A 17349-nucleotide genomic window follows, 5' to 3' on the forward strand; every position below is an offset into this window, starting at 1 on the left:
GCCTTGTACTTCTTGAGACGGAACTTCGTCTTGAGTTCGCGGCGTTCCTGACGGTGGATGTACTTGTCGTCCATGAGCACGTTCAAGATGGCGCTTTTGGCCTTGGCGGCTGTCGGGTTATCCTTGAGCGTTTCGACAAAGCGTACAAAGTCCTTTTCACGGGCGTCGTAGGTGGCGTCTTCGGCCGGCACGCCCTTTTCCATGAGGTGGCAGCTGTATTCGTCAATCCATGCCTGGTTCTTGTGGTAGGTCATCTTCTGGATGAGGTCCACCATATCGGCCGGAACACCCATCTTGATCATGTCGTCCGGAGTTTTTTGGGTAGCAGATGTAATGGAATCCTGCAAAATAGCGAGAACTTGGACATCTTCGGATTCGCCTTTGTTTTTAAGATAATCGGCGACGTTCTGGAGAAAATCGATGTATGGACCACCGGCCTTGTCCTGTTGACCTTTGTGGACATCGGTCGCGATTTTGTAGGCGTCTTGATAAGAGAGCATTATTAACCTTTCTTTTAAAAATTCGAGCATCCACGATGCCCATGCCTTGAATATACATAAAGCATAGTTAAAAAAGCGTCTGTTGGTTTCTTTTTTGCTCCAAAAGACCTCATTTTCTTTACAAATCGACTATTTTGGTTGATTTTTCTTTGAAATTGGTCGTTTTGTCTTGATAACTAATCCAAACGGATTATGTGAAGTTCCCTTTGAATTTTTAGTAAAATAAGCTATCTTTGCGCACAAAACAAAAAAAACATAAAAAAATAGGATAATGAGTATGAACTCTCGATATCTTAAATTGGGGTTGGCCGCTTTTGCTGTTTCTCTCTGCATTACAGCTTGCGGTGATGACGTGTTAGTTTCCGAGGACCAGTTTGTTACCGTCAATTCGTTGAATGACGAAAAGTGTAACGAAGAACGCGAAGGCTCCATGGCTTTTGTGAAGTCCAAGGCCACGATGTACCTGTGCTCTGAAGGCGAATGGATTGCCATGAAGGACCAGGATGCCATCAAGTACCGTTGCGAATCCAAGGAACTCAAGGATAAGTCCGGTATTGCGATTGTTTGCGATGGCACTGACACTATCGGTGTGGTCTACAACGGTAAGGATGGTGCCAACGGTAAGGACGGTACCAACGGTAAAGATGGTTCTAATGGTAAGGATGGTACCAACGGTAAAGACGGTACTAACGGAAAGAACGGTACCAACGGTAATGATGGTACGAATGGTACAAATGGTACGAACGGCACCAACGGTACGAACGGTGTAAGTGTCGATACCGCCGCTATCAAGAAGTCTATCAACGATGCCTTGAGCGCTGCATCTGCCAACAACCAGAAGCAGATTGACGAAGCTCTCAAGAACTTGAGCAGCGCCTCTGCCAAGAACCAGAAGGACGTTGACAACGCTATCGGTAACTTGAGCAGCGCTTCTGCCAAGAACCAGAAGGACGTTGACAATGCTCTTGGCAACTTGAGCAGCGCCTCTGCCAAGAACCAGAAGGATGTCGATGACGCCCTTAAGAACTTGAGCTCTGCTACGGACAAGTATGGCAAAGATCTCGATGACAAGTTCAGCGATGCCTACAGCAGCTGGACCGCTGAACTCGAAAACAAAAAGTGCGAAATCGTCAATACGGAACGCAACGACGAAACGGCTATCATCACTGTGACCATCAAGTGCGGTAAAGCTGAAACCAAGATGGAAATCCCGTTCACGGTCCCGAACGAAAATCTCGAAAAGAAGTTCACAAAGCACGTGGTGGTTCGCCTCCCGGTGATGAGTGAAAAGAAGACCGATTCTGACGACATCTACGAAGAACTCTGGTCTCACCTGAAGAGCGGCAAGTATTCCGAACTCTCCATCATCGACCTCGACAAGAAGTACGATGCAACGGGTAAGGTGTTTGTCTCTGACCTCGTGGCTTCTGCCTCCCAGCCGTTCGTGACGGTTGAAGAAGTCAACCAGAGAGAAGTGAAGTACAACGTTGTGCGTCTCGAAGGCGACATCGATGTGACGAACTTGACAAACCCGATTGTGGAACTCCGCGTGAAGATGAACCTCGGCGGTCTCAATTTCTCGACTGTTGATTTTGCCTATAACACGATTGTGGACTTGACCGACAAGGATCCGAATGTTCTCGATGCAACGGATACGGTTGTCATTGACTTCTTGACCGACTACAAGACAGCCCGCATGAAGTACTTGCTGAAGAATGGCAGAGATTTTGAAAATGCTCTCTTGCAGGCTAACGATGAACTTGCTAAGGCCCTTTACTTGAAGAAGGATGGCGAAGACTACCCGCAGTTTGAACATTATCTGCCGAACAAAGTGGACTTGAACGAATACTTCAATAGCGTATTCTGGATTATGGCTTTGGTCGACCAGGCCGATGTCGCTAAGAATGTGAACAAGGCCTACAACGACTTCCGTACGATTTTCGCAGAAGAAGGTAACTTCAAGAAGGGGGCGAAGACGCTGTTCGATGGCCGTGAACAGAGCATGTATTTTGTGGACTACCTCGCCTTGCTCATCAACGCAAACTTTGATAAGTATCATTACTGTGAAGGTATGTGCTTTGACTATATCTATGAAGACTATAATTCCGACAGGGACGATAAGTACTACAAGATTTTGCAGAAGGGCTTTAAAGAGGTTTACAGACTTGATGTAGAGGCTGCAACGGATTTTGAAGATGGTTACAAGATCCAGAAGACTTCTGTTGATGATGGCTATTTTACCTACTTCAAGTACGATACCAAGCAGGAAGTATGGTTCCCGGTTGTAAGTAGTGGTAATTACTTTATAGAAACCGTAGCAGCTACTGCTGAAAATGGTCAATGTACATCTGCAAAAAAAGGTGAGATTATAACCTTGACTTCTGAAAAGCTTGATTTCAGCTTAAAGTGCAATTGCGATGATGGTTATTGCGCATGGAACTTGGTGGATGCTTGCGAAGGTCGTGAAGAAGGATACACAGGCTTTACTAGGGAACATGGGTCTGAACCGTGGGCTACCTATGAATTTGAGTGCGTGCAGAATCCTCGTTGTGAAGGCTCTGACGAAGTCTGTTCTTTGCAAGAAAAGAGACTTCCGTCTTCTGCTTCATCATCTTCTGTCTACAAGAACGATGAAGAAATCCTTGCCGATGCACTTGGTGCTTGCAATGAAGAAATCATGAAGAATGATGAGAAAAACTTCGTGAAGCTCAATTTGAAGGAGCTTATGCTTTCTACGATGACCGGCTATGGTTATTACAAGTGCGATCATGTCTTTAACGGTGACGGAGTAGATTTTTATAAGTGGGTTTCTGCTAGCGATATGGATGTTGAATTCAATCAAGCTTGTGTTGAAGCTCGTAAAAATGAAGTTAAAAAAGTTGGTGACAATCATTATATCTGCCGAGAATACGTACCAGGTAGTTCAACTTCTTCTCATTCCTGGAGTGAAGAATATGATGGTGAATTTCTTGGTGATCAACATTGCTCTTTGGACAATCAGGGTGACATCGCTACGTATGAAAAAGAAGGAAGTGATGGTGTCGGTTATAAAACTTGCAATCATGATCGAAACAATGTTCCCAAATGGATGGATACTCAAGTGGATGAGTATTGCAAGGACAACGTGAAAATCAATGGTACGGTGACGAACAACATCTCTGCGACAAAGAAGATTGTTGCTAACGAAGATCTTAGTGGCAAAACATTTGGAGAAAAGTGCGAATTCGATGGAACGCTCTATGTCCGTAATTCTGAGGGTACTTCCCTGAATTGGATGAACGTAGAAGGGTATATCAGCTGGGTGTACAGCGACCGTTCTGGTATCGTTTCTGGTGATCGCTACTATATATTCATGGATGGCTATACGGATCATAAGATCTATTTCTGCACTTACGAAGGGAACGATTTCACTTGTAAAGAAACTTCTGTTGAAACAATCCGTGGCTTGACTCCTGCTGAACCGGGTTCATGCACTGATGATAATGCAGAAACGTGCATTACCGCGATGGAACAGTTGAACCTCCTCGCCAATATGACTGATTACAAGCAAGAAACTGCAGAACATGTTTCCTTAATCGAATTTGTCACGGAAGTTCTGCTCCCGGGTGCAACCGAGAAAACTAAGGTTGTCGCTTCTGTTGTCAGAGACGATTGGCATGAATTTGGTTTAGATGATTATTGCTCTTACAATGCAAACTTTGATTATTTAGTTTATGATAATGGTTCTTCGTCTTCTACAACAAGGGACAGAATGTGCAATGAAAACGGTGCTCCTAAGTACATTAGAACTGCTGCCGGCAGCACTTATGACAGCTATTATGACGATGTATCTCTTTCTTACAAACCCTATTCTGACAAGTGGTATACCGTTAAGGAATACTGTGCTACGAAGAATAAACATTGCTACATAAAAGGTCAAGAACCTGCAAGTGCATCTTCTAGCTTTGACTGTGCTTTTGGCGAACCTTACGTGAATAATAAACTCTTCTATTGCGACCAGACTGATGGTGAATGGAAAATGGATGCATCCATAACTACGGCTGAACAGTATTGCGACAAGAAGTTGAAATTCAATAGAGGCTGGGATGAATGTAGCTACGAAGCAATTGCTGCTGTAGAACATCCTAATGATTGTGCAGAGGATGATGCCGGCTGTCAGCAATGGGAATATAATGTGTATGATGAAACATGCTTTGCTCCGTCTGGTTTAACATGGCCTGAAGGTGTTGAACCCGATGGACAACCGTTGGTTGGGTACTGTGGCTTGTATACTGGAGGATGGAGTTGGGGTAATGGAGTCTAATCGCTGAGATAATCTAACAGTATGAAAAAACTTGCTTTGATTCTCGCACTTGCGCAGGCGGCGGTCTTTGCTCAGACCGGTCTCTTGGGGGGTAAAACCGGCCTCCACCAGCAAGATGCGAATACGATTGGATTTTTCCACTTCCGTGTGGGTACGGGTGGTACCATAGCAACCGATAACTGGGGCTATACTCGTGGCGCCTTGTTTACGGACCGCTTTGGACGTACCCAGCATCTCGATGTGTGGGATGCCCGCATGGAAAAGGGCCGTATTGACGGTGCTTTGGCCGGTAATTTCAACTTCACGTTCGGTCTGCGTGATGACTTGGACATTTCTGTAAGTCTCCCGATTTACTATGACCACGCGAAGGATTACTCCGGTGAAGCTATCCGCGCTCACATGGGCGAGGGTGGCCTCGGCGACTTGCAGTTCTATGCCAAGTACCGCACACCGCATTTGTTTGGCCCGGATTACATGACGACCGCAGCTGTTGTCGACCTTACGCTCCCGACCGGTTGGAAGGGCGTGGGTATGCGTCCGCGTCACGCCTGGTTCCTCGATAACGAAGGTGGCCCGACGTATGCCTACACGGCAAACAGCGTAATGCTCGGCCTTACGGGTGTTGTCGCCGTAGACTATACCAAGAAGGGAGTTCCGCTGACGTGGAATTCTTCTCTTGGACTCATGATCGGCTTTGGCGATGCCTCGAATACGCTTGTCTATAGCACAGGCGTGAACTGGCTCGTGAATGATTACTTCCAGCCGTTCCTTGAATTCAGTGGCGAAATGCGCTTTGGTAACGATGCGTATCCGTTCAGCCCGATTACCGACCCGATGGTACTCACGCCGGGTATCAATGTGAAGATTCCGTTCTTCAACATTGACTTTGCTGCTGGTATCGATATCGGTATTGGGAACCTTGTTGATGGCTATGAGCGAAAAGATGCCATGGACAACTGCAAGGATTTCCAGATCAAGTACAAGGGTGAAAATGGCTACCGCGCCAGTTATTGCTATGTGTCCCAGCCGCTTATTGCCGGTATCGCAAAGCTTACGTGGACGTTTGGCTTTGACGGTGACGACGACAACGATGGCGTAAAGAACCGCAAGGACAAGTGCCCGGATACGTTCCCGCCGATTGTCGTGGACGAAGACGGCTGCGGTATCGATACGGATGAAGACAAGGTCTTTGACGGTCTTGACAAGTGCCCGGATACGCCGAAGGGCGTGCCTGTGGATAGCGTCGGCTGCCCGTTCGATACGGACGAAGATGGCGTCTATGATTATAAGGATATGTGCCCGGATACGCCGAAGGGTGTGCCTGTGGACAGCGTCGGTTGCCCGTTCGATACGGACGAAGACGGCGTGCTGGATTACAAGGATCAGTGCCCGAATACGCCGAAGGGAGTCAAGGTTGATTCTGTTGGCTGCCCGCTCGACACCGACAAGGATGGAGTCTTTGATGGACCGGATAAGTGCCCGAATACGCCGGAAGGTGTTGCCGTGGATGCTGATGGTTGCCCGCTTGATACCGATAAGGATGGCGTGCCGGATTACCGCGACAAGTGCCCGAATACGCTCCCGGGAATCAAGGTGAATAAGCGTGGTTGCCCGTTGCGTCGTAAGGAAGACTTGGATTACCTCAAGAAGGGTATCCAGTTCGAATTCGACTCGGCAAAGCTCTTGAAGTCCAGTTACCCGACTTTGGATGACATTATCGCTCTCTTGGAAAAGATTCCGGAAGTGAAACTTGAAGTCCAGGGCCATACGGATATCGTGGGTACTGAAGATTACAACCAGAAGCTTTCTGAAGATCGTGCTCACTCTGTGACGGATTACTTCCAGTCGAAGGGTATTCCTGGCGAACGTCTCCGTGCAATCGGCTTTGGTACTCGCGTGCCTATTGCTGATAACGTAACGGACGAAGGCCGTGCCAAGAACCGCCGCGTGGAACTCATCCCGTTCGGTTACTACACCGAAGGCGATAGCACCGTGGCTGCACCGTCTGATTCGCTTTTGAACGACAGCACAGCCGTGCCGCCTCCGACAAAGTCCGAGGTGAAGCCGGAATCTAAGCCCGAAGTGAAGGTGAAACTCAAAGTGGATCCGACAAAGAAGGTGAGGTCGGCATCGAAGGCTGGTTCTAGGCGCAAAAAGGAAATTGAGGCAAAAGCCGCTAAGGCCGTTGAAGAACTGAAAGCCGAAGTGAAAACGAAGGCTGAAGAAATCAAGGCCAAGGCCGCTCCGCCTGCGGAAGCGCCGAAGCCTGCAGCAGAAGCTGCGCCGGCGAAGACAAGTGCGCCGGCCCCGGCAGCACCTGCTGCTAATCCGTAATATTCACAAAAAAGACCTTGCTCGTTTCGAGCAAAGTCTTTTTTTTTATAACTTTACAAAAATACCTTCTTTACAAATAAAAATGAACCAGGAAAACAGTGGTATGAAAAAACAATGCCTTAAGTTAGGTATGGCCGCTTTTGCGGTTTCACTTGGCATTACCGCCTGCGGTGATGACGTGTTAGTTTCCGAAGACCAGTTTGTTACAGTCAATTCGTTGAAAGACGAAAAGTGTAACGAAGAACGTGAAGGCTCCATGGCGTTTGTCAAGTCGACGGCCACGATGTATGCCTGTACGGACGGTGAATGGGTTGCCATGAGCGACAAGGATGCTATCAAGTATCGTTGCGAATCCAAGGAACTTAAGGACAAGTCCGGATATGCCATTATATGCGACGGCGATACAATTGGCGTTGTGAATAATGGTAAGGATGGCGCCAACGGTAAAAATGGTTCTGATGGTAAAAACGGTTCCGATGGTAAAGAAGGTAATAACGGAAAGAATGGAACCGATGGTAAAAATGGTACCAACGGCAATAACGGTACAGATGGTACTAACGGCACCAACGGTCAAAATGGTGTAAGTGCCGACACGGCAGCAATCAACAAGGCTATCAAGGATGCCTTGAGTTCTGCATCTGCCAAGAATCAGAAGGAACTTGATGAGGCTCTCAAGAACTTGAGCTCTGCTTCTGCAAAGAACCAAAAAGACGTTGATGATGCTCTCGGCAACTTGAGTTCTGCATCTGCAAAAAGTCAGAAAGATGCTAACGATGCTATCGGCAGCTTGAGCTCTGCTTCTGCCAAGAACCAGAATGATGTTGATGAAGCTCTCAAGAATTTGAGCAGCGCAACGGACAAGTTTGGCGAAGATGTCAATAAGAGTTTCAATGATGCTTACAGCAGCTGGAACTCTGAAATCGATGGCAAAAAATGCGAAATCACCAAGACGGATCGCGATAATGAAAAGGCTATTATCACCGTGACCATCAAGTGCGGCGAAGCCGAAACCGAAATGGAATTCCCGTTCACGGTCGTGAACGAAAACCTCGCCAAAGTCTATAAGAAGCATGTGGTGGTGCGCTTCCCGGTGCAGGCCACGAAGGAAACGGATTCCGAAGACATCTACGAAGAAATTTGGAAGGACCTCAAGGGTGGCGACCATGCGGAATTGACCGTCACGGACCTCGACGAAAAGTTCGATGCGACTGGAAAGTTGTTTGTTACGGACCTCTTTGCAACGGCAAATCATTCTTTGGTGACTATCGAAGAAGCTAATGAAAGGACTGTGAAATACAAGGTTGCGCGCCTTGAAGGTGACCTTGATGTGAGGAACCTGACGACCCCTGTTGCTCAGTTCCGTATAAAGTTGAACTTGACCAACAACGCGTTCAGTTCTTTTGGCGGATTCGGTTCTAATGCTACGGATGTTATCTACAGTGCCTATGTGGATTTGTCCGAAGATGCTGACACGGTTGTTGTGGACTTCTTGACGGACTACAAGGCTGCTCGTGTAAAGAACTTGGTGGATGCTGGTAACGATTTTGCCGAAGCTAGCAAGTTGGCAAACAAGGAACTTGCTGCCGCACTTTATTTGCAAAATAAGGATAGCGATGAATATCCGTCTTTCGAACACTTTGTACCGGATCAGCTTGGCTTGCTCGAACACTTTAATAGCATCGCTTGGGTGATGGCTCTCATCGACCAGAAGAGCAAGACTCCGGGATTTAACGCTGTCTATAACGCATTCCGCAATGTCTTTGCCGAAAATGGTGACTTCAACAAGGCAATCACGACGACATACGCTGGCGAAGATCGCAGCATGTTCTTTGTAGACTACCTCGCTTTGCTTATCGACGCGAACTTCTTCAAGTGGAACCAAATGCAGCATGGCGACTATACTGCTGAAACGAATGTCTGGAGTGGTACGGATGCCGTCTATTACAAGATTTTGCAGAATGGATTTGTGGAAGCCTATAAGCTTAAAGTCGAAGACGCAAAGGTTTTCAATAATCCGTCTGGCTATAGCAGCAAGGTGTATAAGTCTGATGTCAAAGGGGGATATTTCCATTACTTTGAATATATCGAAAACGATCAAGTTTGGTATCCTGTAACACTTTGGGCTGTAGGTGTTGCAACGGTGGAAAAAGTTTGCGATGCTGACGCTGTTAATTCGACCTTCTTCTATAGCTTTGAAGGTCTTGATGATAATGCCGTTTGTGTATGCGACAATGGAGAATGCTACTGGCAAGATCCTGAAAATATATGCTTGGGCCGTAATAAAGGAGATAAGGGATCGGCGTTCTTTGACGGGGAAATTCAAGAGTATGAGTGCGTAGAAGCTGAATGTGATCTATCAGCTTCTTCTACTTGCGATGATCTTGAACTTGTTCCTGTTTGGGAATCTTCGAGCTCTGTTGCAAATTCTTCTAGCTCTTTTGCGGAACAGAACGGTAAGACTCCGGAAGAACTTGCAAATGATCCGTCTTCTCCGCTTTACCTCGGTGCATGCAATGCTGAAAATGTTGGAAAAGAAAAACCGTTTGACATTAAGAATGCGGAAAACGCTACGACAACCGGCAGCATGACTTATGTATGCGATGGTGTAAAATGGAGAAAATTGAACGGTTGGGATGAAGAATTTGGTATTTGTACTAAATCTGTGATGGAACAGGGGGCTGTCAAGGATGTTCCTGGTTCTCGGTATATGAAGTGCGAATACCTTGATAATGAAAATAAATACGAATGGATTGATGCTGATTCGTATGATTATTATGCAAGGAAAGCTTGCCATTACGGCAATGTTGATAAGAATTTATTCTCTGAAGATAATGATTACATCTGCGTTACTGCAAAAGATGAAAATGGAAAAAATCGTCTTGATAACAAAGGCAATCACGTCCATGAATGGCGTGATGCTACTGCTGACGATTATTGCGTGGGTGACCGCGTCGTTCCTACAACACAGAAAGTTGCTGACGAAAACCTTGGCGAATTAACCTTTAACGAAAAGTGTGAATTCAAAGAATCGGTTTACGTAAGAAAAAATACCGAAGAAGGGACTTCCGAGTGGATTGATAATTGGACGTTTGTTGGAAATAATAGAACCGAAAGTGGTTTCGTTATCTTTATGGAAGGTTATACGGATGATAATGAAGTTTACTATTGTGGTGATTGGTGTGACGGGTCCTCTGTCGATGCAGTAAAGGCAAGGCTTGCTGTAACCAGCTCTTCCAGCCAACAACAGGAGTTGCTCAATATCATATGCAACATGGGCGAATACAATAGGGTTAGTGCGGGTGCCTATGCAGTCGAAACCATCGCCTTTGAAGTCGAAGTGCAACTCTCTGAAGCCGAAATTAAGAAGACTTATGTCGCAAGCGCAAAGAGAAATGATTGGCATGTAGCTACACTTAACGATATCCTTGGCGCATGCACCGAGACTGTGATGGCTGATGATTCGAAGAACAGGCAGAAGTTCGAGGATGTTGAGTACAAGTGCGACTGCGAAAAGGATGGGGATGCTTATAAATCCTGCGCTTGGGTTAGAGGTTCCGCGAAAGAACGACTTTTAGGACAGGCCTGCACTGCGAACATTCTTGGAACCGTCTCTGATCCATATGTTTGCTTGGATGCCGATGATGGTCATGATTGGCAAACTGTAACCGCTGAGGAATGGTGCCCTACACATGGTCAAAATTTAACTGGTGGAACGAGCTGCCACGGCATTTGCGATGACGTTCCGGGGGACAACACGACATACCTCTTGATTGGTTCGGCTTCTTCTTGGGCGCAAGTTCCTAATACATACCGATGGAATGACGATAATATAACTACAGCCGATAAGAAAGCGGTAGAAGCGCAGTTGATTAGTGGCAATAGCTGCACCGATAAGGATATTGTTAGCTTGCTGTATGACTATACCATCAAGGGTACGACAGACCGTGTTCATGATTTTATCTGCAAGAATGGCAAACTGAGAGTTGCCAAGGATGAACAGGAAGCTTGCGGTAAGGCGTATGAAACGACGGAAGTGTGCAAGTACATGAAAAATTGGTATAAGTATGATAACGGAACATGGCGAAAACCGACTTGTGACGATGTCTCGTTTGATGCTACGGACCACTTCTGTGATGGTCGTGAAGATGGTAGCGTGACCGTTTACAGAAAGGTGACTATCGGCGATGGTGAAAATGCACAGACTTGGATGGCTCAAAACCTGAACTACGAAACGGAAAACAGCAAGTGCGGTGGCGGAAGCGAAACGTCAGGTGGCAATTGTGACGTCTACGGTCGCTTGTACACTTGGACAGACTTACAGAATATTTGTCCCTCAGGCTGGCATTTGCCGGATACAACGGAGTGGAGAATCCTTGCTTCCAACGTGGATAATCATTATTTTAAGGGATTTGGTGAACGCTATCCTCAAGACTTGGTGGGCCAGTATCTCAAGGCAGATAAAGGCTGGAATGGCACTGATACTTACTTGTTCTCGGCGTTGCCTGCTGGTTATTACGATGACAGCGATGATAAGTACTACCCTAATGCATACTTCTGGACTTCTACAAAAAATAGTAATGACGATTCATTCCTTATAAGATTGACCAGTGCCAATGATTACGTGAAACTGACCACTGGCTTCAATGTTGACTGGTTTTCCGTCCGTTGCATCAAGGACTAGCAACCTAAAAAACTATCCATCATAAATTTTGAAAGACCTGGCTTACCGCCAGGTCTTTTTGCAATCCAAATCGTATCGACTAATACCATATCACCCGTCGTATAACCCAAATGGGCTATGCCCTAATCTCTTTACTAAATGGCATTAATGAGCTAAATTTCGCCTCGTTTAAAAAAAATACAAAAATTAAAACATTAAATGTAATGGAGTCATAATGAAGTCTAGGTACTTAAAATTTACCCTGATGGCTGCTTCTGTTTCTTTATTCTATGCAGGTTGCGGCGACGATAGTGTTGTTGGTGAAGACCAGAATCTTTCGATGGTTAGTGCTCTCGATCCGGATGATTGTAACGATAAATCCGAAGGCTCGATGGCTTTTGTGAAGTCTACAGCGACGATGTACGTGTGCTCTGATGGCGAATGGATTGCCATGAACGACCAAGAGGCCGTCAATTACCGCTGCGAATCCAAGGCGCTTAAAGATAAGTCCGGCTTCGAAATCTTTTGCGATGGTGAATCTATCGGTATCGTGAAAAATGGCGAAAAAGGTGAAAAGGGGGACCAGGGCGAAAAAGGTGATAAGGGTAAAGACGGCACGAACGGTAAGGATGGCTCCAACGGTAAAGATGGTACCGATGGCAAGAATGGCACAAACGGAACTAATGGTACAAATGGAACCAGCGGAACGAACGGAGCTAGCGGAACGAATGGTAAGTCCGCCTACGAAATCGCGAAGGATAACGGTTTCACGGGTACCGAAAAGGAATGGCTTGAATCCCTGAAGGGAGCTGACGGCAAAAACGGCACTAACGGTACCAATGGTAAGGATGCCGATATGGACGCCATCAATAAGAATATTGATAGCAAGTTCAGCAGTGCCTCCGCCAAGAGCCAGAGCGAAATTGACAACGCCCTCAAGAACCTGAGCAGTGCCTCCGCCAAGAACGAAAAGGATATCGAAGATGCCCTTAAAAACTTGAGCTCTGTCACGGACAAGTATGGCAAAGATATCGATGACAAGTTTAGCGACGCTTACAGCAGCTTGAGCGCTGAACTTGAAAACAAAAAATGCGAAATCGTCGATACGGAACGCAACAATGAAAAGGGTATCATCACCGTGACCATCAAGTGCGGCGAAGCCGAAACAAAGATGGAAATCCCGTTCACTGTCGTGAGTGAAAACCTCACCGAAGTTTACAATGTCTCTATGTTGTTCCGTTATCCGATGAGATCCAGGTCGAGTGGACCGAGTTACGCGAACGCCTTGTCGAAGGCAGCGATTGGTGGCTCGTCCTCCATGCCTTCGATGTCTGTTCCCGTCAACATGGCTCAAGTGACCGTGTTTGAACTGGATAAGGATTTCAAATTGACGGGTAAGAGCTTTGTCTATGACATGGCTTCGGCCAGCAAGAGTTTATTCCAGATTGTAACGGATGATAGAGCTAATTATTTTAGAGGAGGATATAACTTATATAGTAACCAGGCTTTGCTTGAAGGCGATATTTCCATCACGAATCTTGAAAGTCCGTATGTGCAGATTCGAGTCAGTGTGGACTTGGGCTATTATGGTGACTATAGAACGGTTGTATTCAATTCCCTTGCTGATTTGAGTGCTGGCGATACGGTTGTGTTTAACCACCTTTCGGATTACAAGGCGGCCCGTGTCCAAAATTTGCTTACTGAAGGCAAATCGTGGGATGAGGCGCGAAAACTGGCTAACGACGAACTGGCTGATTTCTACGGCCTCGATGAAAATACAAAGTCTTTTGAAAACAATACGATGCGGACTGTTTCGATGAAGGAGCTACTTGCTGAAAATTACTGGTTATCGGCCCTGGATTATCCGTCTTATTACGGCTCCCCTGATTTCTTGTATGAAACAGTTAAGAAGATGTTTGCAAGAACTGGTGGGTTCTATGAACCAATGACAGTGGGTGAATATGATGGTTATAGTATAAAGCGCTTTTTTGTTGACCTTCTTGTTATGTCATTTATGGAATCTCTTGAATCTGGCAATAATCCTTCCGATTATTTTGGACCTTTCGAATATGAATTTATACAGAAAGCGCTGGCTCGGACATATAAGTTGCCTGATGACGCTAGCCAAAGAGGGAATATTCCTTTCATTTCGTCTGTAAGTGATGGATACACTGTATTCTTTGAGTCGGTTAGTGGACTTTGGATTCCTGTGCCGAGTTATAAGTTTTTTTCCAGCATAAATGATTTGAAAGAAAACATTAATAGCATGCTGACGCCTTGCGAGAAAAATATAAAAGGTGAAATTATTCAAATTCCTTTTACAGAAATCCAAGATACCTTGACTTATGTTTGTCAAAAGGGTAAAGATGGCTCGTATGCTTGGGTGGAAAAGATTGCCCAGTGTGAATCTGCTGGCCAGTATCTTAAAAAAGATTACAGTTATTATCGCTGCGATGAAAGTAAAAAAGATCAATTTACAGAGGTTCCTGTAGACATGGTTGAATATGCCGTGCAAGAACAGTGCTCCGAAAACAACACTTTTGAAAAGACTGGCCTTGTAAAGACTGCTAGAATTCAGTATGGTGAAATGATTTATGCCGGTGACGGAAAAGAAGGCTATCGCGCCGCTCCGCAGAAACTTGCCGCTCTCAATCCTGGTTATGGCTATTCGGGTCCGCAATATGTTGTCTGTGAAAAGGCTTCAAATTCTTCTGCTTATGGCTGGAAAGTGATTGATGTGAACGAGGCTCCTAAATACCTTTTGGGCGAATGTGGTGAAAAGAACAATGGAAAAACAGGTGTAGTCAAGTCTCCGAATGGTATGTCTAGTGTAAATTATATATGTGATAACGGTACATGGCGTATGCGTGGAGACTATGAAAATGATCTTGGCATTTGCACCGCCGATAAGATGAAAGAACATAAGGTTTATCAGGCTGATTATGCCAAGGACGAGTACGGTGATGCTTATGCAAGTCAAATGGTAAATGTCAAATGCGATTATGTGTTGTACAATGATAATGGTGAATATCGTTATCACTGGATGCAGGCCGATGACCTTGATTTGAAAATTGGCGTTTGTGATGCTTTACTCGATGGCGTAAAGAAAACCTATCAAAATATTGTCTATGTCTGTAAGGGTAAATACAACCATAGTTGGCAGATTGCTACTAAGGACGAGGCTTTGGGTGCTTGCGATGAATCTGTGATGAAATCTCAAAAAGGTCTTGCCCAGTTTAATATACCTGAACCGGTTGGAACTAACTATTATACAATTTATTACAAGTGCGACTTGGACCTGACGGAAAATCAGTATCGTTGGGTTTATGCTTCTGATAATGAAATTACATTTGAAAAGCCCTGCGTCAATAGTACCCTGGCAGACATGTTGACTGTTGATGGCGAAAATTACATATGCCGTACGGATGTGGAAACGGGTACGGCTCATGATTGGACCCGTGCTCTCGGAAATGAATTCATTGACGGAAAGGAATGCTATGGCTCGCAATATGAAAAGATCATCACGCATGAAGGTGAATATTATATTTGCGGCAAGAAGGATTCTGATGGAAATAGAATTCACAGATGGACTGTAGCTTCATTGGACGATTATTGTGTAGACGATGTTTCGATTGATGGAACTGTTATTAGTAATAAAGTTCAGGCAGTACATAAGGTTGAAAGCGAATATGTTCCTCCCCAGTACCAATTTGATGAAAAATGCACATATAAGAAAACTCTTTATGTGAAAAACAACAATAAGAAAACGGGATGGCTCGATGTTGCTGGGTATATTAAGAATGTTTATGCAGGCGACCAGAATATTGCAGATGGCTATTATGTGTTCATGGCTTGGTATAAGGACAATCAAGTCTATCATTGTGTTAGCGGTGAATGCAAGGGGTCTTCTGTCGAAGAAGTCAGAGGCTTGAGCACAGAAGGGCTAAATCCTGAAATTTCTCTACAAGATCTGCGAAATGTTCTTGGCTACATGTCTGATTATTCTGCAACTACTGTTGCTGACGGATTCTCGGAAAGAGTCGTGTTCAAAACGGTAATTCAGATTAATTCTAGTGAAACTACTTTGGTTCTTGGTAAAGAACAAACTGATTGGCGTCTGGTGACAATATATGATTATCCGTGCGATATATCTGTAATGAAAAAAGCAGAGGTTAAAACCTTTGGCGGTGAACAATACAAGTGTGATGCTCGTCAATTTACGGCGGATGATGGAAAAACGTATTATGTATGGATAAGTGCCGATAAACTTGATTTAAAACTCGGTATTTGCAATGCGCAGCGTGCCGCTGAAAACCTTTTAAAGTATGATGAAGAAAATGAAGAGACGTATACCTATATCTGTAAGTCGAGGACGTCTGAAGGAGGTAGTGTTCACAGTGAATGGAAATTGGCTAGCCTAGAAGAGGCTGGGTATGAGTGTTCTGCGGAAAATCTAGGTGAAACTCAGCGGATAAACGCTTATACTTACAAATGCCAAGATCTGGGGGAAGAAGAAAATCCCGACTACAAATGGGTTAAAGTGGAATAACGAAAAAGACCTAGCGATAAGCTAGGTCTTTTTGCATCTTGTCTTTAAATTACCCCGCGAAGTTCTTGCCGAGGATGGCAGAGACGTTCTTGAGGATGCCTTCGGCGACGTCCGGCTTGTTCATGGAATAAACGTGGACGTTCGTGATGCCGTTGGCATAGAGGTCGATAATCTGGTCGGTGGCGTAGATGATGCCCGCCTGTTTCATGGCGTCCGGATCGCTACCGAACTTGTCCACGAGGGACTTGAAGCGCTGCGGCATGAAGGAGCCCGAAAGCTTGATGGCGCGTTCGACCTGGTTCGCGTTTGTGATGGGCATGATGCCGGGGAGCACCGGGCAGTTCACGCCAGCGTCGCGGAGCTTGTAAAGGAAACTGAAGAAAAGGTTGTTGTCAAAGACCATCTGCGTCGTGAGAAAGTCTGCGCCTGCTTCGACCTTTTCCTTGAGGTGCTTGATATCTTCGGCTTGGTTTGGACTTTCCGGGTGCTTTTCGGGGTAGCATGCGGCGCCAATGCAAAAATCAGCGTCAGCGGCCTTGAGTTCGCGGATGAGTTCCACAGCGTGGTGGTAGTCGCAATCGCTGCGACCGTTTGCAATGAGTTCCGGAGTGAGGTCGCCACGGAGGGCCATCACGTTCTTGATGCCGGCGGCCTTCATGTCTTCGATGCGCTGGTGGATAGTTTCCTTGGTGCTCGAAATGCAGGTGAGGTGGGCGAGCATCGGAATGTTGAAATTGTACTTGAGATTCTTCGCAATTTCGAGCGTGTACTGGCTCACGCCGCCGCCTGCGCCGTATGTGACGCTCATGAATGCGGGGTTAAGTTTAGCAATGGCTTCGGTAGCTGCTTTAACGTTTTCAAAACTCGTTTCTTTCTTCGGCGGGAACACCTCGAAGGAGAGGCTCATCTTGTCTTGCTTCAGGATGTCGATAATCTTCATTGTATCTCCGTGCAACGGTCGGCATTGTGCTGTTGATTTGCGGGGCAATGCCATGCGTTGCGC

Annotated in this window: 6 protein-coding genes; 4 read left to right on the forward strand and 2 right to left on the reverse strand. The window is 45.8% G+C overall.

The window, feature by feature from the left end:
- The coding region (locus BUA34_RS00005; RefSeq protein ID WP_072827158.1) for a hypothetical protein at positions 1-530 on the reverse strand (530 nt) is incomplete at its 3' end.
- Positions 531-777: 247 nt separating this feature from the next.
- On the opposite strand from BUA34_RS00005, the gene BUA34_RS15800 reads away from it, so the two are divergent.
- The 4 genes from BUA34_RS15800 to BUA34_RS00025 all read left to right on the forward strand — a co-directional run bounded on the left by BUA34_RS15800 (position 778) and on the right by BUA34_RS00025 (position 16346).
- Positions 778-4803: a hypothetical protein gene (locus tag BUA34_RS15800; RefSeq protein ID WP_175545395.1), complete on the forward strand. Its 4026-nt coding sequence runs from the start codon at positions 778-780 to the stop codon at positions 4801-4803.
- Between the two features lie 21 nt (positions 4804-4824).
- Positions 4825-7137 (forward strand): OmpA family protein, encoded by a 2313-nt coding sequence (locus tag BUA34_RS00015; RefSeq protein WP_072826686.1) that lies wholly within the window; start codon positions 4825-4827, stop codon positions 7135-7137.
- 103 nt (positions 7138-7240) lie between these two features.
- Entirely contained in the window at positions 7241-11818 is a 4578-nt protein-coding gene (locus BUA34_RS00020) for an FISUMP domain-containing protein (RefSeq protein WP_139255838.1), read from the forward strand.
- 214 nt (positions 11819-12032) lie between these two features.
- On the forward strand, positions 12033-16346 hold the full coding sequence (locus BUA34_RS00025; protein WP_083579687.1) for a collagen-like domain-containing protein: 4314 nt from the start codon (positions 12033-12035) through the stop codon (positions 16344-16346).
- Positions 16347-16395: 49 nt separating this feature from the next.
- Here the strand turns inward: BUA34_RS00025 and metF are convergent, their stop codons facing one another.
- A complete protein-coding gene (gene metF / locus BUA34_RS00030) occupies positions 16396-17286 on the reverse strand; it encodes a methylenetetrahydrofolate reductase [NAD(P)H] (RefSeq protein WP_072826692.1) in 891 nt (296 codons plus the stop codon).
- Between the last annotated feature and the right edge of the window lie 63 nt (positions 17287-17349).

The sequence above is a fragment of the Fibrobacter sp. UWB12 genome (assembly GCF_900142485.1).
GTDB lineage: Bacteria > Fibrobacterota > Fibrobacteria > Fibrobacterales > Fibrobacteraceae > Fibrobacter.

What these genes read in the sequence shown, in the direction of transcription:
- BUA34_RS00025 (WP_083579687.1), top strand. Translation starts at nt 12,033, where the DNA reads ATGAAGTCTAGGTACTTAAAATTTACCCTGATGGCTGCTTCTGTTTCT.
- metF (WP_072826692.1), bottom strand. Translation starts at nt 17,286, where the DNA reads ATGAAGATTATCGACATCCTGAAGCAAGACAAGATGAGCCTCTCCTTC.
- BUA34_RS00015 (WP_072826686.1), top strand. Translation starts at nt 4,825, where the DNA reads ATGAAAAAACTTGCTTTGATTCTCGCACTTGCGCAGGCGGCGGTCTTT.
- BUA34_RS15800 (WP_175545395.1), top strand. Translation starts at nt 778, where the DNA reads ATGAACTCTCGATATCTTAAATTGGGGTTGGCCGCTTTTGCTGTTTCT.
- BUA34_RS00020 (WP_139255838.1), top strand. Translation starts at nt 7,241, where the DNA reads ATGAAAAAACAATGCCTTAAGTTAGGTATGGCCGCTTTTGCGGTTTCA.